20 protein-coding genes are annotated in these 23008 nt (G+C 63.2%); 5 read left to right on the forward strand and 15 right to left on the reverse strand.

Annotation, left to right across the window (positions count from 1 at the left end):
* Position 1: 1 nt before the first annotated feature.
* The 5 genes from ABID19_RS15220 to ABID19_RS15240 form a co-directional block, all read right to left on the reverse strand.
* The gene (locus ABID19_RS15220; RefSeq protein WP_354491730.1) at positions 2–1675 is read right to left on the reverse strand and encodes a GMC family oxidoreductase; all 1674 of its coding nucleotides are present in this window, start codon (positions 1673–1675) and stop codon (positions 2–4) included.
* A gap of 38 nt (positions 1676–1713) precedes the next feature.
* A complete protein-coding gene (locus ABID19_RS15225) occupies positions 1714–2682 on the reverse strand; it encodes an ABC transporter permease (RefSeq protein ID WP_354491732.1) in 969 nt (322 codons plus the stop codon).
* Positions 2679–3629 carry an ABC transporter permease gene (locus ABID19_RS15230; protein WP_354491733.1) on the reverse strand — a complete coding sequence of 317 codons (951 nt, stop codon included), beginning with the start codon at positions 3627–3629 and terminating at the stop codon, positions 2679–2681. Before ABID19_RS15230 ends, ABID19_RS15225 begins: the two co-directional genes overlap by 4 nt.
* On the reverse strand, positions 3626–5167 hold the full coding sequence (locus tag ABID19_RS15235; protein WP_354491735.1) for a sugar ABC transporter ATP-binding protein: 1542 nt from the start codon (positions 5165–5167) through the stop codon (positions 3626–3628). Before ABID19_RS15235 ends, ABID19_RS15230 begins: the two co-directional genes overlap by 4 nt.
* A gap of 74 nt (positions 5168–5241) precedes the next feature.
* The gene (locus ABID19_RS15240; RefSeq protein WP_354491737.1) at positions 5242–6453 is read right to left on the reverse strand and encodes a substrate-binding domain-containing protein; all 1212 of its coding nucleotides are present in this window, start codon (positions 6451–6453) and stop codon (positions 5242–5244) included.
* Positions 6454–6766: 313 nt separating this feature from the next.
* Here ABID19_RS15240 and ABID19_RS15245 point away from each other — a divergent pair, with 313 nt between their 5' ends.
* The 5 genes from ABID19_RS15245 (at position 6767) to ABID19_RS15265 (ending at position 12263) form a co-directional block, all read left to right on the forward strand.
* Entirely contained in the window at positions 6767–7546 is a 780-nt protein-coding gene (locus ABID19_RS15245) for an electron transfer flavoprotein subunit beta/FixA family protein (protein ID WP_354491739.1), read from the forward strand.
* Positions 7547–7549: 3 nt separating this feature from the next.
* Positions 7550–8518, forward strand: a complete 969-nt coding sequence (locus tag ABID19_RS15250; RefSeq protein WP_354491741.1) for an electron transfer flavoprotein subunit alpha/FixB family protein — start codon at positions 7550–7552, stop codon at positions 8516–8518.
* A gap of 49 nt (positions 8519–8567) precedes the next feature.
* The gene (locus ABID19_RS15255) at positions 8568–10475 is read left to right on the forward strand and encodes a (Fe-S)-binding protein (protein ID WP_354491744.1); all 1908 of its coding nucleotides are present in this window, start codon (positions 8568–8570) and stop codon (positions 10473–10475) included.
* Positions 10476–10544: 69 nt separating this feature from the next.
* A complete protein-coding gene (locus ABID19_RS15260; protein ID WP_354491746.1) occupies positions 10545–11468 on the forward strand; it encodes an NAD(P)-dependent oxidoreductase in 924 nt (307 codons plus the stop codon).
* 3 nt (positions 11469–11471) lie between these two features.
* Positions 11472–12263 (forward strand): N-acyl homoserine lactonase family protein, encoded by a 792-nt coding sequence (locus ABID19_RS15265; RefSeq protein ID WP_354491748.1) that lies wholly within the window; start codon positions 11472–11474, stop codon positions 12261–12263.
* Positions 12264–12330: 67 nt separating this feature from the next.
* On the opposite strand, the gene ABID19_RS15270 is transcribed toward ABID19_RS15265, so the two are convergent.
* The 10 genes from ABID19_RS15270 to ABID19_RS15315 form a co-directional block, all read right to left on the reverse strand.
* The gene (locus ABID19_RS15270; protein WP_354491749.1) at positions 12331–13092 is read right to left on the reverse strand and encodes an SDR family NAD(P)-dependent oxidoreductase; all 762 of its coding nucleotides are present in this window, start codon (positions 13090–13092) and stop codon (positions 12331–12333) included.
* Between the two features lie 27 nt (positions 13093–13119).
* A complete protein-coding gene (locus tag ABID19_RS15275; protein WP_354491751.1) occupies positions 13120–14091 on the reverse strand; it encodes a carbohydrate kinase family protein in 972 nt (323 codons plus the stop codon).
* 32 nt (positions 14092–14123) lie between these two features.
* The gene (locus tag ABID19_RS15280; RefSeq protein WP_354491753.1) at positions 14124–15113 is read right to left on the reverse strand and encodes an ABC transporter permease; all 990 of its coding nucleotides are present in this window, start codon (positions 15111–15113) and stop codon (positions 14124–14126) included.
* Positions 15110–16159 (reverse strand): ABC transporter permease, encoded by a 1050-nt coding sequence (locus ABID19_RS15285; RefSeq protein WP_354491755.1) that lies wholly within the window; start codon positions 16157–16159, stop codon positions 15110–15112. The genes ABID19_RS15280 and ABID19_RS15285 overlap by 4 nt, the downstream gene beginning before the upstream one ends.
* Positions 16156–17688, reverse strand: a complete 1533-nt coding sequence (locus tag ABID19_RS15290) for a sugar ABC transporter ATP-binding protein (protein ID WP_354491757.1) — start codon at positions 17686–17688, stop codon at positions 16156–16158. The genes ABID19_RS15285 and ABID19_RS15290 overlap by 4 nt, the downstream gene beginning before the upstream one ends.
* A 170-nt stretch (positions 17689–17858) precedes the next feature.
* On the reverse strand, positions 17859–18872 hold the full coding sequence (locus tag ABID19_RS15295) for a sugar ABC transporter substrate-binding protein (RefSeq protein ID WP_354491759.1): 1014 nt from the start codon (positions 18870–18872) through the stop codon (positions 17859–17861).
* Positions 18873–19013: 141 nt separating this feature from the next.
* Positions 19014–19673, reverse strand: a complete 660-nt coding sequence (locus ABID19_RS15300; protein WP_352936432.1) for an L-fuculose-phosphate aldolase — start codon at positions 19671–19673, stop codon at positions 19014–19016.
* Between the two features lie 22 nt (positions 19674–19695).
* Positions 19696–20472: an SDR family NAD(P)-dependent oxidoreductase gene (locus ABID19_RS15305; protein ID WP_354491761.1), complete on the reverse strand. Its 777-nt coding sequence runs from the start codon at positions 20470–20472 to the stop codon at positions 19696–19698.
* Positions 20473–20788: 316 nt separating this feature from the next.
* Positions 20789–21619 carry a GntR family transcriptional regulator gene (locus ABID19_RS15310; RefSeq protein ID WP_352936428.1) on the reverse strand — a complete coding sequence of 277 codons (831 nt, stop codon included), beginning with the start codon at positions 21617–21619 and terminating at the stop codon, positions 20789–20791.
* A gap of 129 nt (positions 21620–21748) precedes the next feature.
* A complete protein-coding gene (locus tag ABID19_RS15315) occupies positions 21749–23005 on the reverse strand; it encodes an MFS transporter (RefSeq protein ID WP_354491763.1) in 1257 nt (418 codons plus the stop codon).
* Positions 23006–23008: the final 3 nt, after the last annotated feature.

Here is a 23008-nt window from a genome sequence, read left to right on the forward strand (position 1 = left end):
TTCAAGCCACCTTCTGGTTGCGGCGCTCGGCGATCATGCGGTGCGTGTTGCGCAGCGCCACGGCCATGATGGTCGCGGTCGGATTGGTGGCGCCCGAGGTCGGGAAGGTCGAGGCATCCATGACATAGAGGTTAGGCACGTCGTGGCAAGCGCCCCATTGATCGACGACGGAGCGCTTGGGGTCGTCGCCCATGACGGTGGTGCCGATCAGGTGCCAACCGGATTCGCGCACCGGTGTCGAAACCAGCGTCTCGATGGCCCCGGCGGCACGTACCGATTCCAGGCAGCGATCGATATTGAACTGCAAGAGCCGGTTGGAGTTCTCGTTGACCTTGTAGATGATCTGCGGCGCCGGCAGGCCATCGGAATCGACCAGGTCCTTCGACAGCACCACTTGGTTGCTCTCCTCCGGAAGGTCCTCACCGACAATGCCCCAGATCAGCGAATGACCGAAGCGGCGGGCGACATTCTCATGCAGATTGGCGCCCCAGAAATCCTGGAACCGGCCTTCCTCGGCGACATAGACCTTGGAGCCGATCGCACCGGACACGCCGACCGGTCCGCCCGACGGCATGCAGTTCCATTTCGAGCCGCGCACGAAGCCGCGGCTTTCGTCGGTCTCGTAGAACTCCAGCGAATAGACCTGCTGACCGAAGGGGCCGCGCCAGGAATCGAGCGGGTCCTCGTAGGAGGCGAGCACGCTTGCGAAAGGATGCATCATCAGCCGCTTGCCGATCATGCCGGAAGAGTTGGCGAGGCCGTCCGGGTTCTTGCTGCCGCCCGACATCAGCAGCAGCCGCGGCGTGCCGACACCATTGGCGCACAGGATGACGACCTTGGCGCGCTGGCGCCGGTCGCGACCATTGGCGTCGACATAGACGACCCCGGTCGCCAGTCCCTGGTCATTGGTTTCGATCTCCTTGACCCGGGCACGGGTGATCAGTCGTGCGCCGGCTTTCTGCGCCAAAGGCCAGTGCGACCGGTCGGTCGTCGACTTCGCCCCCTCGGGACAGCCGGTAAGGCAGGTGCCCCGGCGCACGCACGGATTGAGTTCGCCGAACTTCTCCGACGGGATCGCATTGCTTCCCGGCCACCAGTGCCAGCCCATCTTTTCCATGCCGAGCGCGCCGCGCAGACCCACGGACCCCATCGGCAGCGCCGGAAAGGGATAAGCGCCGCGCGGCGGAAAGGCGGGATCGCCCGCAAGACCCGATACGCCCACCTCGCGCTCTATCTCGAGCTGATAGGGCAAGAGGTCTTCGTAAGTGAACGGCCAGTCCTCGGCCACGCCGTCCATCGAGCGCACCCGGAAATCGGACGGCAGGAAATGCATCCACTGCGCGCCGTAGAGCGTGGCGCTGCCGCCGACGCCGGCGAACATCAACGGGTTGATGTCCGTCGTCGACGTATCGACGGGATAGTCGTTCGGATTATCGCGGACGTTGGGATTGGGATGCCAGAGCTTCGTGCTGACCAGTTCGTGCTCCGGCCGCGCCCCGGTATAGTCGGCATAGTCCGGCCATTCGCCCTGCTCGAGCACGACGACGGAGATGCCGGCCCGCGCCAGATGAAGCGCCGCGACCGAGCCGGAAGGTCCGGCGCCGACGATCACGACATCCACCTCCTCGTCGCGCCTTGCCCGTGCACTACGATCCGCCAGAATTTCAACCGTCATTCTCTTCCTCCCTCGAGGTCCAACGACCGCATCATTCCTCAGGCGAGCCGCGCCCGGTAAAAAGCCGCGGCGCCGATGATGATGATACCTTTGATGATGAGCTGCATCTCGATCGGAAAACCGAGCAGCAGCACCAAATTGTTGATCACGACCAGCACGGCGACGCCGAGCAGCGCGGCGAAGACATTGCCGCGGCCGCCGGAAAGCGCGACCCCGCCCATCACCGCCGCGACAATCGAATCCAGCTCGTAGCCCTGGCCGACCCAGTTCGACACCGTGCCGACATAACCGAGCAGGAAGAGCCCGCCTATCCCGGCACAGACCGAGCAGATGACGTAGCAGAGGATCACGACGCGGTCCGGCGCGACCCCGTTCAGAAACGCGGCTTTTGGATTGCTGCCTACCATGAATATTTCCCGGCCGAGGCGCGACCGATGCAGCACAATGCCAAAAGCAATGGCCAGAAAGGCCAGGGTGATCAGATTGACCGGAATACCAAAAATCCGTCCGGAGGCCAGAAAGCCCATGCCGGGCGGCAGCGTGCTGATCGGCGCGCCGCCGGTGTAGGCGAAGCGTGCGCCCTGCAGGATGATCATCATCGCCAGCGTCGCGAGAAACGGGCTGACGTTGCGCTTGGCCACGAGCCAGCCATTGACCAGGCCGACCGCGGCCGACAAGGCGATCGCGGCGATGAAGATCATCGGGATCGCGTCGTTGGTGGTGGCTTTGAAGGCGGTCGCCAGCACGGCCACCGTCGCCATCAATGAAGCCACAGAAAGATCCAGGCCGCGTACCAGGATGACAAAGGTCTGGCCGACGACCACCATGCCGAGGGGTGCCGCAATCGTCAGCACATTGACGAGGTTTGCCGGTCGCAGAAAGGTCGGTGAAGCGACAGCCGCAACAACCATCAGCGCGACCAGGAAGATCACCAGTCCATAGCGCTCGAAGACGGACGCCATGGAAACGCTTTGCGGTCGCTGCATCGGAGTCTCGAGAGGCGTCATTTCCGCCTCGCGCTGTGAATACCGACTGCGATGAGAATGATGAGACCCTGAATGACCCACTGGTAGTAGGACGAGACATTCACGAAATTCAGCAGGCTGTTCAGCATAGTCACGAGCAGCACACCGAGGAACGTGCCAAGCACGCCGCCCCTGCCCCCGGCCAGAATAGTGCCCCCGACCACCACCGGCGTCACCGACTGCAGCGTCAGCGCGGCGCCGATGCGCGGATCGCCGACGCCGGTTCGAGCGGTCAGGAAAATCGCCGCTATCCCGGCGCACAGGCCCGACAGCGCATAGGCGAGCACCACGATGCGGTCGACAGGCAAGCCGTTCAGCCGCGCCGCTTCCCGGTCGCCGCCGGCGAAGTAGATGCTGCGGCCGGTGCGCGTCCGCTGCAGCCAAAGCCCGGCAAGCGCGAAAATCACCACCAGCACGATGGCGCTGATCGGAATGCCGCCGACCTTTGTATAGGCGATGTCCGCGAAGGCGCGCGGTACCGAGCCGCCTGGTTCCTTGCGATACATCAGCGTGCCGCCGAAGATGATCGAGGACATGCCGAGCGTGACGATCAAGGGATGGACGCGCAGCACCACGGTCAGCAGGCCGTTGATCGCGCCGACCCCGGTTGCGGCGATCAACGCCAGCGGCAAGGCAAGCCAGACCAGATCCGGGCGCCATTCGAGGAAATTCGCCAGGAAGACGGTGAGCGCCCCGACCAGCGAACCAACAGCCAGATCGATGCCCCCCATCAGCACGACGAAAGTCTGGCCAAGGCTGACCATGCCGAGCACGATGAGCTGCTGGAGCAGATTGCCGATGTTTCGCCAGGTCAGGAACCGATCGGACAAGAAGCCGCCAGCGACGGCGAGCAGCACCAGCAGCACTGCCACGATCAGATAGGAAAGCATCAGCCGGTTGCGGCGAATATCCATGGCGATCGCGCTCATCCGACCGGCTCCGCATGCTGATCGACGTTCGCCTTGCGGTCCCCGATCGAGCGCACCGCGAGATCCATGATCGCCTCCTCGCCGAGGGCATCGCCTTTGATTTCGCCGACGACGTGGCCTTGGGCCATCACGAAGACCCTGTCGGAGAGACCGACGATCTCCGGCAGTTCCGAACTGATCATCAGCACGCCAACGCCCGAATCCGCCAGCCGACGCACGATACGGTAAATCTCCACCTTGGCCCCGATATCGACGCCGCGCGTGGGTTCGTCGAGGATGAGCAGCTTGCTGGCGATCCGCGACCAGCGGCTGAACAGCACCTTCTGCTGGTTGCCACCCGAGAGATTGCCGATCTTCACGTCAGGCGACGGTGTCGCCACCGAAAAATCCTGAATCTGCCGCGTCGCCACCGCACGTTCCTGCGTCCGGTCGATCAGCCCGCGTTTCGTGATGGCGTCGAGATCGGGCGCCACGATGTTGGCGGAAATCGGCAGGCCGAGGAACAGGCCGTCGTCCTTGCGGCTCTCGGTCAGAAAACCGAGCCCATGGCCGATCGAACCCTTCGGGAGCTTTCTCTCGAATGGCTTGCCGTCGAATTCGATCACGCCGCTGTCGACGGCGCGGGTGCCGAAGATGGCCTCGGCGACCTCGGTGCGTCCCGAGCCGACCATACCGGCCACGCCGACGATTTCGCCGACCCTGACGTTGAGGCTGACGTCGCGGACGCGCGGGCCGGCCCTGAGATTGCGAACGCTGAGCACATCCGGGCCGTCCGCAGGTGCTGCACGCCGCGGCGGATAGATCTGGCTGAGCCGGCGGCCGACCATCTTGGTGATCATCTCTTCGCGCGTGAGCGCGCTGACCGGGCTCGTGCCGACGAGCTGGCCGTCCTTGAGGATCGTCACCCTGTCGGCGATCTCGAAGATTTCCTCGAGCCGATGAGAGACATAGACGATGCCGACGCCTTCATTGCGCAGCCTGCGCATATTCTCGAACAGAAGATCGACCTCGCGGCCGGCGATGACCGCCGTCGGCTCGTCCAGGATGAGCAGCCGCACGTCGCCGACCAGGGCTTTCGCGATCTCGACCATTTGCTGGTCGGCAAGCGGCAATTCGTCGATCTTGGCGTAGGTCGGAATATCGACGCCGAGCTGTGCGAGGATTTCAGCCGCGCGGGCGTGGCGGGCGCGGTTTGAAATGAGCCCCAGCACGCCGCGGGGCTGGGCGTCGACCAGGATATTCTCGGCAACCGAAAGCTCGGGAAAAAGCGCCAGCTCCTGGTGAATGACGTGGATGCCGGCAGCGCGCGCTGCCTTCGGCGACTGCCAGGAAACCGGCTTGCCGAGATAGGTGATGGTGCCGGAATTGGGTTTGGTCACGCCGCCCATCACGCGGATCAGCGTTGATTTGCCCGCGCCGTTTTCGCCCAGAAGGGCGTGGATCTCGCCTGGTTGCACAGCAAAATCGACCTTGTCCAGGGGTTTGACTCCAGGATAGTCCTTTTCGATCTGGCTGAGCTCAATAACAGACGCTGACATATCCGGCGCTCGAAACTGTTCAATTAACGTCCGGTGCGCGCCAAGCCTGGCGCGCACCGGGTCGCTTGGGAGGCTTACTTCGGATAGTCGGGATTGAATGTGCTTGGATTGTAGCCGGCGGGCAGCCCGTTGCTGGGCGACAGATCGCCCGGATCGTCCATGCTAACATGGTCGAGCAGATGCCGGTCGCCCTTGACCGACACAGTATCGGCACCCGGCGACGTGACGACCTGGAAGCTCACCTCGACCTTGTCCGGGACAGAAATGCCCTTCATCACGTCGAGCGCCGTCTCGATGCCGGTGATGCCCATCGACGTTGGATAGTCGATGCCGACCATCTTGATGTTGTGCTTGTTGGCCAGCTGATACATCCGGGCGACGTCACCACCGGTCATCGGTGGGAATTCGCCGTCCTTGTAGCCGGCGTCGAGGAACGCTTCGATCGCGCCATAACCCTGGAGCGCACTGTCGGCCAAGACGCCATTGATGTTCTTGCCGTGCTTCTGAATCAGCGCCGCCATGACCGACTTGCCTGTGGCCGGATTCCAGTCGCAATACTGCTTCTCGAGCACCTTGATGTCAGGGAATTTCGAGAACACTTCCTCGTTCGCCTTGATGCGGATTTCCGCCACGCTGGAACCGGCAATGCCGGGCAGCATCACGATATTGCCCTTGCCGCCGAGCGTCTCGCACAGCCACTGAGCCTCGAGGCGGCCGAGCGCCCAGTCGGACGCGGTGACGTAGGTGATGTAATTCGACGCCGTCTTCACCTTGCGGTCGACCATGACGACGGGAATGTCCTGCTCCATGGCGCGACCGACGACGGAATCGAGCGCGTCCTCGGTCGAGGCCGCGATAAGCAGGATGTCGACGCCCTGGCTGATCAGATCCTGGATGTCGGCGATCTGCTTGGAGGGATCGTCATTGGCGTCGGTCACCAGCAGATGGGCGATCTCATCGCGATGCTGGCCGGCGGACCAGAGAACACCATGCTGGAAGGCGACGCGCCAGGCATTCGAGATCGAGGCGTTGGAGAAACCGATCGTATAGGGACCGTCCTTCTTCCACTTCGATGTGTCGACCATGGTGTTGGCGTTGGGATTCCACATCCAGGTGCGCGGCGCACCATAGTATCCGGGCCTGGTTTCCGTTTCAGTGGCTGCGGCGGAGGTAGCCTGCGCAAGCTGGAGGCCTGGCACGGCAGCGATCGCCGCGGCGGCGGCGGGCATGCCCCTGATGAAGCTTTTGCGGGATATCTTGTGATCTAGGATGCTCTTTATTGACATTGGTTCCTCCTCCTGAACGCTCAACAGAGCGCATAAAACTCTCCTCAGAAATAAACACCAACGAGAAAGTATAGGCGCAGAATAAATGTCTATATCTCGTTAAAGCGCATGACTATCATCCTGAAATCCTCCAATTCAGGAAACTCGATTGAAACCGATTTGCCGCAAATTAGCAGTCGATTACCCATGATCGTCAATCTGCCGTCTTGTAATATCTGCTATTACCTTTTTGCCCATTGGGAGCAGCGGAGAATACGACTTATGTAGCCGCCGGAGTCGGGCGCTTGAGGTGCGTTCCGTCGGAGGAGAGGCCGTGAATATTCTTGTTGTCTTGCGCATGATCCCGGATTCCGCGGGCGAGCTTCAGCTCGGCGAAGACGGGCGCAGCATCGATCGGGAATGGCTGGATTTCCAACTCAACGATTTCGACGATCACGCTCTCGAGGAAGCAATCCTGATCAAGGAGGCCGTCGGCGCGAAGGTGACTGCGGTCGCTGTCGGCGAAGGCGCCAACCGGGTGCTGCAAATGGCTGCGGCGCGCGGCGCCGACGAGGTCGTCGCACTTCAATTCGAAGAGGATACCATGATCTCCTCGCGCGACATCGCTGCATCTATTGCCTCGATGGCGCAGGCAAGATCCGCCGACCTTGTCTTGTGCGGCGTTCAATCGACGGAGGACCTTTTCGGCCAACTCGCGCCCTATGTCGGAGCCTTGCTCGACTGGCCGCATGTTTCAGGCACCAACCGTATCGCAGCAACGGGCGCTGCACTGCGGGTCACGCAGGAGCGCGGCGCCGGTGTCGCCGTGACTTACGATCTGGCCATACCGGCGGTTCTGGGCGTCCAAACGGCGTCCAAGGCACCGCGCTACGTCTCCGGCAGCAAGCTTCGCGAAGCGTCGAAAACCCCGATCGGCCGCGCCACGATCGAGCCGTCCGGCTTCGAGCGTTCCGCAGAGATTCGTGAGCTTCGCCTGCCGGCGCAGGGCGGCTCAGGTGAAGACCTCGGCAACGACCCCGAGAATGTCGCCGATCGTCTGGTCACCATCCTGGCAGTCAACGGTCTGACCGCCAACGGTCTGGCAAGGAAGTAAGCCATGAAGATGATAGCTTGCACGGAAGGCCGTTCCGACAGGATCGAAGCCTTCTCTTTCGAGATGATCGCCGCCGCGCGTTCCATCGCAGCGGCTGGCGACGAAGTGGTTGCCTTCTTCGCCGGCCAGGCCGCCAAGGCGGCAGCTGCTTCCTTCGGGGCAGCCGATCGGCTGATCGCCGCCGAAGCCGCCGGATCGGACCTCGTCCCTGCCGAAGCCTATGCGCGCCTGTTGCGCGATGCCGTCGCGGCCGAACAGCCTGATCTGGTGCTGGTGCCCTACTCGGCGAACGGGCTGGATGTCGCTGCCGACATCGCCGCGCGAACCGGCTGGCCGCTCCTGTCTTATGTCAATGAAATCAAGCGGAACGGTGAAAATCTCAATGTTGTCGCTCAGATGTATGGCGGCAAGGTCCGTGCCGAATGCGTGGTCAAGCTCCCTGCGGTCCTGATGGTCAATCCGGGCGTCTTCGAGGAGGCCGTGCCGAGCCCTGTCAATGCCGCCAGGGTGCAGCAATTCGATGCCACGCCTGCCGTCGAAAGCGCCAAGGTCAAGATGGTGGCCATCAATGTGCCTGACTATGCCGATGTCGACCTCACGACCGCCGAAAGGATCGTCTGCGTGGGTCGCGGCATTGGCGACGAGGCAAGCATCGACATTGCCCGCGATCTGGCGACGATCCTCGGCGCCGAGATCGCCGGCAGCCGGCCCGTGGTCGACAATGGCTGGCTGCCGAAGCTGCGCCAGGTCGGCAAATCAGGCCAGAAGGTCAAGCCCAAGCTTTATCTGGCGCTAGGTGTCTCCGGCGCGCCCGAGCATCTCGAGGGCATGTCGCACGCCGATCTGATCATCGCGGTCAACACCGATCCGAAGGCTCCCATCTTCAACGTCGCTCACTATGGCGCAACCTGTGACCTGTTCGATCTCGTTGCGAGCCTGAGCGACAGGCTGCAGGCGCCGCCGAGCCGTTGAGATGGCATCGACCTTGGTGCTCTGGGTAATACTGGCTTCGGCAATCGCAATGACAGGCTGGCGCGCACGCCGCTACGTGTTCGCGCTTGCCAACGCGCCGAAGGCCGCACGTTTCGACCAGCCGATGCGACGCCTGGAGGGCGTGGCAACCGCCATCGGCCTGCACCGGAAGATGTTGCGCAAGCCGCTCGCCGGCGTGCTGCACGCGATCATCTTCATTTCCTTCTTCGTTCTGTTCACCGCGACGATCGAGGCCTTCGGCTCGCGTCTGTTTCCAGGGTTTTCGCTGGCGCCCATCGGTGGTGAAACCTGGATCGCCACCCTGCAGGACTTGTTTGCAATACTGATGCTGATCGGCGTCGGGCTTGCGCTCTACCAGCGTTATGTCCTGAGACCAGCACGGTTCAAGGGATCGAGCGGCAGCGACGCTGCGGTCATCTACGTGCTGATCGTGCTGATCGTGGGCTCGCTGCTGTTTGAAGCGGCGGCGCGCATTCTGGGCGGCGCGGACGGGTCGTGGCGGCCGGTCGCCTCCTGGCTTGCCAGCCTGCTCGGCCGCGCCGGTGTGCCGGCACATGTGATGGAGGAGATATGCTACTGGCTGCATGTCGGCGCCATCCTCGCCTTTCTCGTCTATATTCCCGGCTCCAAGCATCGGCATATGTTCCTGGCCGCGCCGAACATCTATTTCCGCAATCTTGAACCGCGCGGCACCGCGCCGGCCGTGCCGCGCGAGCGTGAAAGCCCCGGCGTCGACAAGCTCTCCCAGTTCGACTGGAAACAGCAGCTCGACCTTCTGTCCTGCACCGAATGCGGACGCTGCCAGGCAGTCTGTCCCGCCTATTCGGCGGGCCTGCCGCTCAGTCCCAAGATGCTGATCACCGACATGCGCGACGCCCTTGGCGGCGGGCCGGCGGCGGCCCCGCTGGTCGGCGGCGTGATTTCAGAGGCCACGCTGTGGGCGTGCACCACCTGTCGCGCTTGCATGGAGGCGTGCCCGGTAGAGATCGAGCACCTGCCGAAGATCATCGACATGCGCCGCCATCTGATTGACGAGGGCCATGTCAGCCCTGGGCTTCAGGACGCGTTGTCGAACCTGACCCGTCTCGGCAACTCTATGGGCAAACCGTCGAAGATGCGGGCGCGCTGGACCAGGGAGCTCGGCTTTCCGGTCAAGGACGCGCGCAGCGAACCTGTCGACGTCTTGTGGTTCGTCGGCGATTACGCGTCCTACGATCCGCGCGTTCAGGAGATCACCCGCAAGGTTGCCGAGCTGCTGACTGCCGCCAATGTTGATTTCGGCATTCTCTTCGACGCCGAGCGCAACAGCGGCAACGATGTGCGGCGCGCCGGAGAAGAAGGCCTGTTCGAGACGCTGGCTCAGTCCAATATCGATGAGATCAAAGCGTGCAGCTTCAACAGGATCATGACTACGGATCCGCACAGTTTGAACGCGCTGAAGAACGACTACCGGCACTTCGGCGCGGCCTTCGAGGTTCTGCATTATACGGCGCTACTCGCGGAACTGATCGCGGCAGGAAAGCTCGACCTTGTCGTGGCCGACGGCGCCAGAGTTACCTATCACGATCCCTGTTATCTCGGGCGCTACAATGGCGGTTTCGACGCACCACGCGAACTGATCCGCGCCGCCGGTTATCAGCTTCACGACATGCCGCGCTGCCGCGAGAATTCCTTTTGCTGCGGCGCCGGCGGCGGCCGCATCTGGCAGAACGACGACGGGGTGACCGAGCGGCCAAGCGAGAACCGAATACGCGAAGCGCTGAGCCTGGGTGACGTCGCATATTTCGCCGTCGCCTGCCCGAAGGACAAGGTGATGTACACCGCGGCGGTCGATGCCCTCGGCGTGGCCGACAAATTGAAGGTCGTGGACATAGCGGAACTTCTAGTGCTGCGCACAGGCGCGGCGCTCGAAGAGTCAGCGGTGGAAACGACCTGACCAAATGCGATCCCTGGAGATCGAGGCAAGTATCATGGGCAATATGCCCCGAACGAGGAGTGAGCGATCATGTCGACGATGAAAATCGGCTTTGTTGGCGTCGGAAAAATGGGCACGCCGATGGCGACTCGCCTCATCAATGCCGGCTGTGATGTGACGGTCTATGACGTCGACCGCAAGGCGGTGCAGGACCTTGCAGCCGCGGGGGCGAAGGTCGCCACCAGCGCCAGCGGGGTCGCCGATATTGCCGAGATAGTCTTTGCCAGCCTGCCGAGCCCGCAGATTCTTGAAAAGGTCGCACTCGGCGAGGCTGGCATCGCCGAGGGTAAGTCGGTTCGGATTTTCATCGACATATCAACGACCGGCCCGCGCACGGCAGCTAGAGTTGCCACGAGCCTTGCCGAGAAGAAGATAGCCATGATCGATGCGCCGGTCAGCGGTGGTTTGAAGGGTGCCCGCAACGGCACGCTTGCCGTGATGGTATCAGGACCGAAGCCGGCTTTTGAAATCGCAAAGCCCGTGATCGAGAATTTCGGAAAGATCTTTTACATGGGTGAGGTTCAAGGTGCCGCCCAGACCATGAAACTTGCCAACAACCTGCTTGCGGCGGCAGCGCTCGCCGTCTCTTCCGAAGCGATCGTCATGGGTGTCAAGGCAGGCCTCGATCCCAAAATCATGATCGACGTTATCAACGCCTCCAGCGGCCGTAACAGCGCGACCGAAGACAAGTTCCCGAAATCGGTGCTGCCTCGCACCTTCGATTTCGGCTTCGCGACCGGCCTGTCCTTCAAGGACGTGCGGCTTTGCGTCGATGAGGCCGAGGCGATCGGCGTGCCGATGGTGGTGGGCAGTGCCGTTCGTCAGTTGCTGAGCGTAACGAACCAGCTCTACGGACCCGACTCGGATTTCACCTGCATGGTGAAGACCGTCGAAACATGGGCCCATGTGGAGGTTGGCTCGGCCGAGAAGCCGAATATTGCCGAAGCGAGCTGAACGATGAGTGCCGGACGTTATGAAATCCATGCCGTGCGCTATGGCCATTTCGAGCGCCGCTCAGGCGAGAATTTCCTTGGCGGCGACACGCATGACGTTCCCATGCCGCTCGATTATTTCGTCTGGGCGATCGTCGGCGAAGAGCGCACCTTCATCGTCGACACAGGCTTCGACAAGCCGACTGGCGACAGACGCGGCCGCAGTATCGTCAGGCCTGTCGGGGAGGGCCTGGCGGTCATCGGTATCAACCATGCGGATGTGACCGACGTCATCATCTCACACATGCATTATGATCATTGCGGGAACCATCATCTGTTCCCCAACGCGACGTTCCACTTGCAGGATGCCGAAATGGAATTCGCGACCGGCCGCTGCATGTGCCACCATGCGATGCGCCATCCATTCGAGGCTGAAGATGTCACCGTCATGGTGCGGCGCGTCTACAACGGCAAGGTCTGCTTTCACGATCCGGAGTCGCGGATCGCACCTGGCATCACGCTTCACAAGATCGGAGGCCACTCACGCGGGCTTCAAGTGGTGCGCGTGGAGACCGACAATGGCGCCGTGGTGGTCGCTTCCGATGCCGCCCATTTCTACGCCAATATGGAGCGCGAAAAGCCTTTCCCGGTCTTTGATCGACTGAGCGACGTGATCTTTGGGGTCGAGCGTATGAAACAACTTGCCAGTTCCCCAGCTCACATCGTCCCAGGGCATGACCCGCTGGTGCTCAAGCGCTTCGCGCGCACCCGCATCGACGTTGAAGACATCGTAAGCCTTGCTCACCCCACGCCCTGAGCTTGCGCGGCGGCGGGTGCCAGGCCTGCTCGACTGAACCCCTTGGATCCGATGCTCGGAGTGCGCCTTAGTGGAAATAAATACCGCCGCAGACGTTGAGCGCCTGGCCGGTAACGAAGGCTGACTGCTCCGAAGCGAAGAAGCACACCGGCCCGATGATGTCCTCGGGATAGCCGAGGCGCTTCAGCGCTGCGACCTCTTCCCAGTGCCGGATGGCCTCATCGCTGCCGAGATTGTTCTTGCCCATCTCGGTCAGGATGATGCCGGGGCAGATTGCGTTGACGGTGACGCCGTCCATGCCGACTTCCTGCGCCAGCACGCGGGTCAGCGTGATGACGGTCGCCTTGGTCGCGGCATAATGGCCCTGCGTCGGCACGCCCTGACGCCCGGCGATCGAGGCGATGTTGACGACACGGCCGGATTTGCGCGCCCGCATATGCGGCAGCACCGCCTGGCACATCAACAGAACGCCTTTGGCGTTGACGTCGAAATGCGCGTCCCACGAGCCTTCATCGAGATCCTGCAGCAGGCTCGGCTTGAGGATGCCGGCATTGTTGACCAGCACGTCGATGCGGCCGGCATCCCTGAGCAGCGCCGCAGTGGTCGCCTCGACCTCATGCTTGCTGCTGACATCCATCGTGTAGATATAGGCTTTGCGGCCGGTAGCCTCGATCTCGGCGCGCGTTATCTCGAGTTCCTTGGCCTGCCCAGGCAGGTCGGTGACGGCGACGTCGTAGCCGAACTTCGCCAGCCCGACGGCAAGCGCCCGGCCGATGCCGCGGCTGGCGCCGGTGACCAGCGCGACCGTGCCGATTCTTGAATTGCTCATGGGAATGTTCCTTTAGGATTGCTGGCTTCAGGCGTGGGCGTAGGAGCGCGCAGGCGCCTTGACCGGAAGGGAATTCATCGCGGCGATAGTGTCGTCGAAGGAGACCAGCTTGCCGTCCGAGCCGAGGCCCATTGCCACCTTGGCGGCAACCGCCGAGGCAAAGCGCGCCGAGCGTTCTAGATCCCAACCTCTGACAATGCCGACGATGATGCCGGCGGTGAAACTGTCGCCACAGCCGGTGGTGTCGACGACCTCGATGTCGAAGGCCGGCAGGTGGAACGGCTTGCCGCTCTCCGGCGCGACATAGACGCCTTCGCCGCCAAGCGTGAGCAGACAGTTCTTGACGCCCTTCGACTTGAAGTAGGCGGCAACCTTTGCGGGATCGCGCTCATGCGCCATCTCGCTGGCTTCATCGATGCTCGGCACGAAATAGTCGATATAGGGCAGGCACGGCTCGACGAAGGCGATCGTTTCCGGCGTCGCCTGGATGAGATCGAAGGTTGTAGTGCGGCCGAGTTCCTTGGCGCGCTTCAGCAGTTGCACAGTCGGCTCGCCGTCGAAGCTTTTGAGCAAGCCGGTGCCGCCGACATGGACGACGCTCGCATCGAGCGCGGCGTCGAGATCCTCGTCGGCAACACGGAAGACGGTTGCGGTGCCCGGCACATGCAGCGCCGGCCGCTCGCCATTGGGTCGAACCGGCAGGATGGTGGACGAGGTCTGCACGCTGCCGTCGCGGTGGACCAGACCGCAGTCGAGACCGTATTTCTGCAATTTGGCGACGAACCAGTCGCCCATGTCGTCGGTGCCGAGCGTGGTCACGGCCTGCGTCTTCAGGCCGAGGATGGCGCAGTCCATTCCCGTTGCGCCGGCGGTGCCGGCGACGGTCATGCGGATCTCCTCGATATAGTCGGCCCTGCCGCCTTCCGGGATGCGCGAGACCGGGCGGCCGAGAATGTCGAGCACGTAGAAGCCGATCGAACTGACATCGAATTTGGGCATGGAGAGAAATCCTTTGACGAAGAGGCGAAAAATTACTGGCGGGCGCGGCGCAAGCCGAAGCTCACCGCGAGCACGAGAAAGACGAGAACGCCGATGCCGACCTGCTGCCAGTAAAAATTCCAGCCGATGAGCAGCAGCCCGTTCTTGACCACCGCAAGCAGCAACACGCCAAGCAGCGTGCCGATGACCGTCGGCCGGCGTTCGGCGCTGAGCGTGGTGCCGATAAAGGTGGCGCCGATGGCATCGAGCAGGAAGGCGTTGCCCGAAAGCGGCACGTAGGACTTCACCGTCGCCGACAACAGGATGCCGGTGATGCCGCAGAGCAGCGCGCAGCCGATATAGACCAGCGACTGCTGGCGCGGCACACGCAGGCCCGAATACCAGGCGACACCAGGCTGCGCGCCCATGGCCTGGACGGCGCGGCCGAAGACCGAGCGATGCAGCAGGAGATAGACGACGACGATGCAGGCGATCAGCACCAGCACCGGCGCCGGCACGCCCAGAGCCGAGGTCCTGGCGATGGCGTTGAACTGGTCGCCGGCGTAGCCCGTGATCAGGTAGATCGGCTGGCCGCCGCTGGTCGCCAGTTGCTGCGTGCTCTGGCCGATGAACAGCACGCCGAGCGTCGCCAGGAACGGACTGATCTTCAGTCGGGTGATCAGGACGGCGTTGAGCACGCCGACGGCGACCGCCGCCAGCAGCCCTACGGTGACGCCGAACACGCCGCCATAGCCGGCAGCGAGCAGCATGACGAACACCATGCTCGCCATGTCGACCGAGACGCCCACCGACAGGTCGATGCCGCCCGACGAGATGACGATGGTGAGCCCGAGCGCGACGATGGCCAGCATCACCACATTGTTGACCAGCACGTTGTAGAGGTTGGCGCCGGTCAGGAAGGTCGGGCTGGCGACAGCGAAGAACAGGCAGATCGCCAGGAAGGTGATGACCACGCTGTAGCTGGCGATGAAGCTGCCGAGCCGTTGTGCGCCAGAGGCGCTCGTGTCTTGCGAGACGCTCATCGAGATGCCTCCGGTCCGCGGGCGAATGAGGTGACGGCGACGACCAGCAGGATCAGCGCGCCCTGCACGCCGTTGACCCAGTAGCTCGACACGTTGAGGAGCTGAAAGCCGTTGGCGAGGAAGCCGATGAACAATACGCTGAGCAGCGTGCCGCCGATGGTCGGAACCAGGCGCCGGGAAAAAACCGTGCCGAGCAGAGCGGCGGCCAGCACCGACAAGAGCATCTCGCCCGAGCCGGGGGTGCTGGCGCTGAGCCGCGACACCGCCAGCACACTGGCGATGGCCGCGCAAAAGCCTGAGAACAGGTAAGTGAAGGAGACGTGCAGCGGCACGCTGATGCCGGCGGCGCGTGCCGCTTCCGGGTGGCCGCCGACGGCGTAGAGCCTTAGGCCGAAGGCCGTCTTGTGGATGAAGACGAGCATGATGGCGGAAAACAGAATCAGACACCAGGCAAGCGTCGAGATGCCGAGGAAACTGCCCGACACCAGGAAGCCCAGTAGGGGTGACGTGGCGCCGACCACGGTGTTCTGCGTCAGCGTCAGCTCGGCGCCGGCGGCGATGTTCATCACGGCCAGCGTCGCCAACAGCGGCAGGATGCCGAGGCCGACGACGGCGACGGCATTCAAAACTCCGATCGCAACGCCGCAGCCGATCGCCGCGAGGATGGCGACGGCATCGGGATAACCGGCCTGCAGCATCGTCGCGAAGACCGCGGCGCACAGGCCCATATTGGCGGCGATCGACAGATCGATGCCGCCTTCGGTGACGTTCGAGCCGCCGCCGATGATGACGGCCGCCATGCCGAAGGCCAACACGCCGAGGATCGCCGACTGCTCGACGACGTTGATGAAGTTGAAGCTGGAGAGGAAGCCCGGCGCAAAAAGCGCGAAATAGAGCAGGATCAAGGCAAAGGTAGCGATGGCGCCGAGCCGCACGGCGACCGCGCCGATGCGCTTGCCGGTGTTTTGCACACGCCGCGCGTCGCTCTGCGCGGCGACGGACTGCCCGGCGGCATTGCCTGTGGTGTTCATCGTGGTTGCGGTCATGAGGAAACCTCCGCTTTCGGCCCGCGGGCACCGGAAGAGGCGGCAAGCAGCCTGTCGCCGTCGAGCTCGGCACCGGAGAATTCGCCGGCGAGCCTGCCGCGATAGACGACGAGCACGCGGTCGCAGACGCCGACCAGTTCGAGCAGGTCGGACGACAGCATCAGGATGGCGGCGCCCTCGCCGGCCAGCCGGTTCAGCAGATTGTAGATCTCGACCTTGGCGCCGACATCGACGGCGACGGTCGGCTCGTCGAGGATGTAGACGCGCGACTGGCAGCTCAGCCATTTGGCGATCGCCACCTTCTGCTGGTTGCCGCCGGAGAGCTGGCGCACCAGCGTGTCGCGGCCGGGCGTCTTGATCGACAATTCGCGAATCAGCCCGTCGATCGCCTGATTCTCCTGCCTTCGTTTGACGAAGCCGCTGCCGCTGTAGCGGCCGAGACTGGCGAGGCTGATGTTCTCGCGCACCGAGAGATCAATGGCCACGCCGTGAGCGCGGCGATCCTCCGGCAGCATGGCGATACCGCCCTGGACGGCGTGCACGGGGGTGGACAGCGACAGTTTCCTGCCCTCGACCTTGACCGAGCCGCGCTCGGCGCGGTCCAGCCCGAACAGGCACTGCACGATCTCCTTGGCGCCGGAGCCCAGCAGGCCGGTCAGCCCGACGATCTCGCCGCGGCGCACCGAGAACGAGATGTCCTCGAAACTGCCGGCCATGCCGAGATGCGAGACTTCGAGCATCGGCGCGCCGATCTCGACCGAGCGCTTCGGAAACATCTCGCCGACATCGCGCGCGATCATCATGGCGATGATCTCGTCGATCGGCGTCTGAGCCGGATCGACGGTGCCGACGTCGGTGCCATTGCGCATCACGGTGACGCGGTCGCAGAGCTGTTCGATCTCCTGCATGTAGTGCGAAATGAAGATCACGGCGATGCCGTCATCGCGCAGCCGACGCAGCACGGCAAACAGGCTGTCGACCTCGCGTTTGACAAGGGCGGCCGTCGGTTCGTCGAGCACCAGAACCGAGGCCTTCTGCGCCAGCGCACGGGTGATCTGGACGATCTTCTGCTGCGCCGTGGTCAGATCCTGCACCAGGATGCCGGCCGGGAGTTCGAGGTCGAAATAGCGTTTCAAGAGTTCGGCGGCGCGCCGGCTCATCGAGCGGCGGCTGACGAAGGGCCCGAAACCGAGTTCGTGACGCAGGAACACCGCCTCGCCGACCGTGGCGGTCGGCACCAGCAGGCGGTCCTGATGGATGAAGTGAACGCCGAGCCGTTCGACTGATGATGGGGTCAGATTGCCAACGGCCTCGCCATTGACTGATATCGTGCCGCTGTCCGGTTTCAGGATGCCGGCCAACACCTTGATGATCGTCGACTTGCCGGCGCCATTCTGGCCGACGAGGCCATGGATCGTGCCGCGTGCCACTTCGAGATCGGCATCGTGAAGCGCCTGGACCGGGCCAAACCGCTTGGAGATGCCGGTCATCGAGATGGCTATTTGGTCTGCTGAGGGTTGCACGGTCATGCCCTGCTCCTTGCGCGGTATTCTTGCGCATGACGCCTGAAACCGGGATCGGTTGCATGCGCAGGTTTGAAATTAAGGGAGCGCGTCGTGCGCGTCGAATCCGGCGCGGCGCTCTCTGGAGGCCGCGCCGCCGAAGCGGCGCGGCCCTGGGGTATGAGGCTTGGGAGGCCTTATTTCACGCCGGCCTTCTCGGCCGCCTCGAGGAACGGCTTGCCGGTGACGGCGGCGTTCTCCTTGTTGATCAGCACGGCAGGCACGAAGGTGAACGGCGGCACCTTCTGGCCGGCCAGGAACTTGGCGACGTTCTGCACCGAGGTCTTGCCGATCTCATATGGCTGCTGGGCGGCGACGGCGGCGGCCGGCGACTTCTCGTCCATCACCATCTTGATGACTTCCGGGCTGCCGTCGATGCCATAGGTCTTCAGCTCCGGCCGGCCGGCGGCTTCTGCAGCTTGGGTGGCGCCGATCTGCGGCACGTCCCAGCACGCCCAGACCGCGTTGAGCGAGCCCTTTTCCGGCGACTTGGTCAGCATGTCGGTGATATTGGAGTAGGCGGCCTGAACGGTGTTGGGGATGACGTCGCGCAGCTCCGGCTCAACGATCTTCACATCAGGGAACGAGGACAGCACATATTTCATCTGATCGTAGCGGACCTTGCAGACCGGCACGCTGTAGAAGCCGTTGAAGACCAGTACGTTGCCCTTGCCGCCCATGTCGGCGACCATCTGCAGCGCGATCTCGGCGCCGATATTGTAGTTGTTCGAGGTGGTGTTGTTGATCGCATGGGGCGTTGCCGTATCGACGGTGAACAGCGGAATGTCAGCTTGGCGGATCTTGGCCAGCCAGGGGTTCAGGACTTCGAGATTGCCAAGCACCTCGACGATGGCGTCGGGTTTCTGGGCAATCAGCGTCTGCAATTGCGCGATCTGCTGCTGGTCCTTGCGGCCGGCGTCGAGCGCGATCGCCTCGCCGCCAAGCGCCTTGATCTCGTCCTGGATGCCGCGGAAAGCCATCAGGTCCCAGTAGTGGTCGGTGCCGACGATGGAAACGCCAATGCGCTTGCCCTTGAGGGAAAGCTCTTCGGCTTGTGCGGCCGAGATGGCGAACTGGAAACTGCAGGCAGCCGTCAGCGCGATGGCCGCCGCCTTGAGAATGCTGTGTGATCTACTCTGTTTTTTGGACATTGATTTCCTCCACTTTGCCTTCAATAACCCTCAGAACCCGCTCTGAAGGACCTCACCGGTTCGATCCGGCAATTCGTTCGATACAGCTTTGTTGACCATGATCTTTTCCGAAAACCGGTTTCCACTTTTCGCGATAATGGCCTAGGCCGCGTCGACATCGTCGCGATGGCCATAGCTTGCCATCCTGCCGAGAACATTCTGGATTTCCACCTCCGACAGAAGCGGCGGCGTGCCGATCTGCAGGCAGCCATGATATTGGCGGGCCAGCGTCTCGACCTCCACCGCCAGCCACATCGCCTTGTCGAGCGAGGTGCCGACCGCAATCATGCCGTGATGCGCGAGAAGGCAGGCCTTGCGGCCTTCCAGCGCCTTGACCGCGCAGGCCGACAGTTCCGCGGTGCCGAAGGTCGCATAGGGCGCGCAGCGGATGCTGCTGCCGCCGGCGACGGCGACCATGTAGTGGATCGGCGGAATGTCGCGGCCCATGATGGCGATCGTCGTGCAATACGGCGGGTGAGCATGGACGATTGCCTGCACTTCCGGCCGCGCCCGCAAGATGTCGAGATGGAAACGCCATTCGCTGGACGGCGTCAGCGCGCCATCGACCGAACCGTCGGCGCGCATGAACACTATGTCCTCAGGCCGCATCCGATCATAGGCAACGCTTGTCGGCGTGATCAGCATGCCGTCGCCGTGGCGCATGCTGATATTGCCCGACGTTCCCTGGTTGATGCCCATCGCGTTCATCCGGATGCAGGCATCGATGATGGATTGGCGCTTGGCGGTGTCTGTCATTGGCATGCTATTTCCTTGGTCCTTGATCTCACCAGGCGGTGTAGCCGCCGTCGATCGACAGGATCGCGCCGGTGACGTAGCTCGAAGCGGGCGAAGCCAGGAACAGGATTGCCGAAGCGATCTCCTGCGGCTCGCCGCAGCGTGCCATCGGCGTCATGTCCATCCACACCTTGAACAGTTCGGGGCGGTCGCGCATTTTCAGCGTCATGTCGGTCGCGACATAGCCCGGCGCCAGCGCATTGACGCGCACCCCCATCGGCGCCCATTCGACGGCGAGCGCCTTGGTCAGCATGTGGACCGCACCCTTGCTGACCATGTAGGACGCAGCGCTTTGCGGACGGTTGACGATCAGGCCCGACATCGAACCAAGATTGACGATGCTGCCCTTTCCCTTCGCCACCATGTGGCGACCGAAGGCGCGCGATGCCCAGTAGACGCCGTTGACGTTGACATCCATGACCAGCCGCCATTCCTCGTCCGGCGTGTCGAGCGCCGAGTTGAGGCGAGCGATGCCGGCGCTGTTGACGAGAATGTCGATCCTGCCGAGCGAGGCCGCCAGATCGGTGGCGGCGGCTTCCATGGCAGTCGGGTCGGTCACGTCGAGCTGCCTCGTCGAGACGCTGGTGATGCCGGCATCCGCGAGTGCGGCAACCGCAGCGTCGAGCGCGCTTTGGTCGAGATCGATCAGCACGAGATGTGCGCCGCAGGAACCAAGCGCCTTGGCCGCCTCGAAGCCGATGCCACGGGCGCCCCCGGTGACCACAGCAACCTCGCCATCGAAATCCAGTTGACGCCTGTAATCCATGCACTTCCTCCACACTGGAACAAGGATCCGCTTGGCGCAAAGCAACGCTTTCCGCTCGTCGCCAACCGTCGTGGTGACGCCCTCAGGTCCGATATTCCGAAATCTCCTCCCGCCACCCTCTTGGGATGGCGGTCTCCGTCACCCCTGGGGATGACGCGCTCCGTCAGCCTGGGATGACGAGTTCGTCACCCTGGGGATGGCGGCATGAGCAGAACCCTAAGGTCCTTCCCCGCTCGTGTCAATCTGGTTATTACCAGAAATAATTTTTCTGCCTAGATTCCCGGCCGGCAATATCTTGCCTTGCGCGCCGGATCCCTCACCCGTTCGTGCCGCTGCTCTGCTCGATCGACATGTGGATGCGCGCCACCGACGAATTGTAGAGCGCCTGGTAGTATTCGAGGGCAGCGCCATCGGCATCGTAGGCGATCGATTCGATCGAGATCAGCGGCGTGGTCGGCGCCACGCCCATCCGCTCCGCCTCCTCCAGGGTCGGCATTGCGGCCGTAAACCAGCGCTCCGCACGCAGCACGGTCAGGCCGTAGCGCTCCCTGATCGTCTGGAAGACCGACTGGTTCTCGATATTGACGGTCTCCAGCCCCGGCACTTTGTGTCCCGGCAGGCTGATATGGGTCAGCGTGATCGGCGCGCCATCGGTCATGTAGACGCGGCCGATGCGCACGACACTGCCGGTTTCCGGTATGCCGAAGACGCTGCTTTCCTTTTCGCTGGGCGGGCAGCGGTAGAATTCGAAAGTACGGGTCGAAACGACATGACCCTTGGCGGTCAAATCCCCGAACACGGAGAGGTTCGAAGTCATGAAGTCGACATGCTCGCGCGGTGCTGCGACGAACATGCCCTTGCGCGGCATCTTGATGACGCGGCCGCCATTGGAGAGCGAGCCGATCGCGGCCCTCACCACCGGACGGGACACGCCGAAGAAGTCGCACAGTGCCTGTTCGGACGGAATGCGGGAGTTGGCGGCCAGCACGCCGGTATTGATCGCTTCCTCGATCTGGTTGCGCAATTGCACCCAGAGCGGGGCAGCGTTGTCGCGGTTCAGCTGGATCTTCTCGCCAATGCCGCGAAATGTTTCCGCGGCCTCGGCGTCTTCCTGGTCGTAGCGCGGTCTTCCCCGGGTCTTCAGCATTCACCCATCCTGAATTCTCGGCTCGGTTGTCAAACCGGGCACCAGCATGATCGCTGCGGCTGATACACTCCATCTTTGTGCGGGAAATCAAGTCCGACCGTCATCCTCTCGCTGTAGGGCCGATTTAACCTAGCGTCTGCCCCCGGCCATTTTTGCGGCGGCGGGCAGACGCCGTAAGGCGAGCATCGCCGCAGCACCGATGAAGGGTCCGGGCACCAGCAGCAGGAACGCCCAGCGCCAGCCGCCAAGCCAGGCTGCGACTTGCGGGACCAGCCAGATCACCAGCACGGTCAGCGCAAAGCCGAGGCCAAGCTGGATCGACAGCGCCGTGCCGACAAAGCGCCGATCGCCAAGTTCGGTCACCGCCGCAGAAAACTGTGCCGAATCGCCGATGATCGAAACGCCCCAGACAACAGCGACCAGAGCGAACAGCCAAAGCGGTCCGTCGAAGACGAAGCCGATGGCCAGCGCGCACATCCCAGAGACGATCATCAGCCCGGCAGTGGTCAGGCTGCGGCCGAAGCGATCGGAAAGCACGCCGCCGATCAGGCAGCCGCCGACACCGGCGGCAATCGACAAGAAGGTCAGAAGCGATGCCAAAGCCGGCGAGGCGTGCTGCTGCACCTCAAGCGCGGCGCGCGCATAGGCGAGCAGCCATGCCCACATCGCATAGAGTTCCCACATGTGGCCGAGATAGCCGATGTTGACGAGGACCAACGGCCTGTCGCGGAACACCGCACCGATCTGGCGCGGGTCGAAAACCGCCTTGCCAAACGGATACGGCCCTTCGCTGGCGAAGAACCAGAAGATCGCGGCGCCGAGGAGAGTCGCGATGGTCGCGGCGACGACCACCAATTGCCAGTCGAGCGCGCCGCTCAGCGCCCTGAACAGATGCGGCAGCGACGAACCCAATGTCAGCGCGCCGATGACGGCGCCGAGCGCCAGGCCCCTGCCCCGCACGAACCATGTCGAGACAAGCTTCAGCGCCGGCGGATAGACGCCGGCCAGCGCCACCCCCGTCAGGATGCGCGCTGCGACGAGGCCGGCCGGTTCGGGCTGCGTCAGCAGGAAGGCATTGGCGGCAGCGGCAAGCAAAGCGGATACAGCCATCAGCCGGTTCAGCCTGACGATATCGGGCAGGTTGACAAGGCTGGAGGTGAGCGCACCGGCGACGAAGCCGATCTGCACGCCATTGGTCAGCCAAGCCTCGGTGGCGCCAGACAGGTGCCACGCCGCCTTCAGCTCGGGCGTGATCGCGGTCGCCGAAAACCAGGTCGTCAGCGACAGAACGACAGCGACGCAGAGCAGGGCAAGCACGCTCCAGCGGTGCGCGTCTTCGGCAGGGGCGCCCTGCGTCGCGTCCGAAGTGCCCCGCCAGAGCGTCATCTC

The organism is Mesorhizobium robiniae, assembly GCF_040545535.1.
Classification (GTDB): Bacteria; Pseudomonadota; Alphaproteobacteria; order Rhizobiales; family Rhizobiaceae; genus Mesorhizobium; species Mesorhizobium robiniae.

What these genes read in the sequence shown, in the direction of transcription:
- ABID19_RS15220 (WP_354491730.1), bottom strand. Translation starts at nt 1,675, where the DNA reads ATGACGGTTGAAATTCTGGCGGATCGTAGTGCACGGGCAAGGCGCGAC.
- ABID19_RS15225 (WP_354491732.1), bottom strand. Translation starts at nt 2,682, where the DNA reads ATGACGCCTCTCGAGACTCCGATGCAGCGACCGCAAAGCGTTTCCATG.
- ABID19_RS15230 (WP_354491733.1), bottom strand. Translation starts at nt 3,629, where the DNA reads ATGAGCGCGATCGCCATGGATATTCGCCGCAACCGGCTGATGCTTTCC.
- ABID19_RS15235 (WP_354491735.1), bottom strand. Translation starts at nt 5,167, where the DNA reads ATGTCAGCGTCTGTTATTGAGCTCAGCCAGATCGAAAAGGACTATCCT.
- ABID19_RS15240 (WP_354491737.1), bottom strand. Translation starts at nt 6,453, where the DNA reads ATGTCAATAAAGAGCATCCTAGATCACAAGATATCCCGCAAAAGCTTC.
- ABID19_RS15250 (WP_354491741.1), top strand. Translation starts at nt 7,550, where the DNA reads ATGAAGATGATAGCTTGCACGGAAGGCCGTTCCGACAGGATCGAAGCC.
- ABID19_RS15255 (WP_354491744.1), top strand. Translation starts at nt 8,568, where the DNA reads ATGACAGGCTGGCGCGCACGCCGCTACGTGTTCGCGCTTGCCAACGCG.
- ABID19_RS15260 (WP_354491746.1), top strand. Translation starts at nt 10,545, where the DNA reads ATGTCGACGATGAAAATCGGCTTTGTTGGCGTCGGAAAAATGGGCACG.
- ABID19_RS15265 (WP_354491748.1), top strand. Translation starts at nt 11,472, where the DNA reads ATGAGTGCCGGACGTTATGAAATCCATGCCGTGCGCTATGGCCATTTC.
- ABID19_RS15270 (WP_354491749.1), bottom strand. Translation starts at nt 13,092, where the DNA reads ATGAGCAATTCAAGAATCGGCACGGTCGCGCTGGTCACCGGCGCCAGC.
- ABID19_RS15275 (WP_354491751.1), bottom strand. Translation starts at nt 14,091, where the DNA reads ATGCCCAAATTCGATGTCAGTTCGATCGGCTTCTACGTGCTCGACATT.
- ABID19_RS15280 (WP_354491753.1), bottom strand. Translation starts at nt 15,113, where the DNA reads ATGAGCGTCTCGCAAGACACGAGCGCCTCTGGCGCACAACGGCTCGGC.
- ABID19_RS15285 (WP_354491755.1), bottom strand. Translation starts at nt 16,159, where the DNA reads ATGACCGCAACCACGATGAACACCACAGGCAATGCCGCCGGGCAGTCC.
- ABID19_RS15290 (WP_354491757.1), bottom strand. Translation starts at nt 17,688, where the DNA reads ATGACCGTGCAACCCTCAGCAGACCAAATAGCCATCTCGATGACCGGC.
- ABID19_RS15295 (WP_354491759.1), bottom strand. Translation starts at nt 18,872, where the DNA reads ATGTCCAAAAAACAGAGTAGATCACACAGCATTCTCAAGGCGGCGGCC.
- ABID19_RS15300 (WP_352936432.1), bottom strand. Translation starts at nt 19,673, where the DNA reads ATGCCAATGACAGACACCGCCAAGCGCCAATCCATCATCGATGCCTGC.
- ABID19_RS15305 (WP_354491761.1), bottom strand. Translation starts at nt 20,472, where the DNA reads ATGGATTACAGGCGTCAACTGGATTTCGATGGCGAGGTTGCTGTGGTC.
- ABID19_RS15310 (WP_352936428.1), bottom strand. Translation starts at nt 21,619, where the DNA reads ATGCTGAAGACCCGGGGAAGACCGCGCTACGACCAGGAAGACGCCGAG.
- ABID19_RS15315 (WP_354491763.1), bottom strand. Translation starts at nt 23,005, where the DNA reads ATGACGCTCTGGCGGGGCACTTCGGACGCGACGCAGGGCGCCCCTGCC.